The sequence below is a fragment of the Bartonella sp. LB28NMGDW genome (genome assembly GCF_042194435.1).
Lineage (GTDB): Bacteria > Pseudomonadota > Alphaproteobacteria > Rhizobiales > Rhizobiaceae > Bartonella > Bartonella grahamii.
Genome location: NZ_JBHIMX010000111.1, coordinates 1 through 925, shown reverse-complemented (window position 1 = coordinate 925; position 925 = coordinate 1). Strand labels below are relative to the sequence as shown.

Annotated in this window: 2 protein-coding genes; one reads left to right on the top strand and one right to left on the bottom strand. The window is 36.4% G+C overall.

Going from position 1 to position 925, the window contains the following annotated elements; translation table 11 throughout:
• A partial coding sequence (locus tag ACFIKG_RS09490; RefSeq protein WP_375652221.1) for a helix-turn-helix domain-containing protein occupies window positions 1-206 on the bottom strand: 206 nt, incomplete at its 3' end.
• An 87-nt stretch (window positions 207-293) separates the two neighbouring features.
• Between ACFIKG_RS09490 and ACFIKG_RS09485 the strand changes: the two genes are divergently transcribed.
• Window positions 294-647: an XRE family transcriptional regulator gene (locus ACFIKG_RS09485; RefSeq protein ID WP_273791732.1), complete on the top strand. Its 354-nt coding sequence runs from the start codon at window positions 294-296 to the stop codon at window positions 645-647.
• Window positions 648-925: the final 278 nt, after the last annotated feature.

The following is a 925-nucleotide window of genomic DNA, read 5'->3' as shown; positions in this document are numbered from 1 at the left end:
CCGCAGCTCTTGCTAATTTTCGACAATGGGGGGTGTTGCTCTTGATCGCATAAAGATTTTAAAAGATAAGCCACTGCTCCTCTTGAAGGAACACCATATTTTTCCCAACGCCATACTGTTGATTTGTTAACGCCTAATAACGCTGCCATTTCGTCCAGCGTAAGATTAAGGCGTTTGCGTATTTTTTTTGCTTCTATCTTATTCATAAAATTAAGTGTGCAATGTGCACAGAAAAAAGTCAAGTCGAAAAGCACACATAATATGTGCATTATGAATGGAAAGGAGTTGTCAGAATGCAAGAACAAAAACCCGACCAAGCTATACGCTTAACAGAAGCAAGAATTGCCAAAGGATTTAAATCTGCCCGAGCCGCAGCTCAATATTACGGCTGGCCATATTACACTTATATACAACATGAACAAGGAGTTCGCGGCATCAATAAAGCCGCAAGTCGATACGCAAAAGCTTTTAACGTAAGTACAGGTTGGTTATTGACTGGTGAAGGACAGGGGATAAAAACAAAATCTACAACTGCTCTTTCAGACCGCGAACTTCAAGAAGAAGTTTTTAACGCTCTAAAAAATATATCTCCTGAAAAAAAGCAGTGGCTTCTTCGCATTTTAGATACTCTAAAAGACGAAGAATAATAATTAACCTTCTTTTTTTATCTATACTAAGCTTATTCACTGCCTCCATTATAAGGTTATCAATATCATCCATTTTATATATCCCAAAATAATATAATACTCACTAAATATGTTCATGTTGCACATTTTATTGTTGACATATGTGCAATATGCGCATACATATGTTCCATATCTTAGAAAATAACTTTTGCCAATAGGCTCTATGGAGGCATTTGTGAAGAAACCAGTGTTTATAAATTCTGATGAAATTCTCTTAGTGATGTGCGAAAATGAAGAGC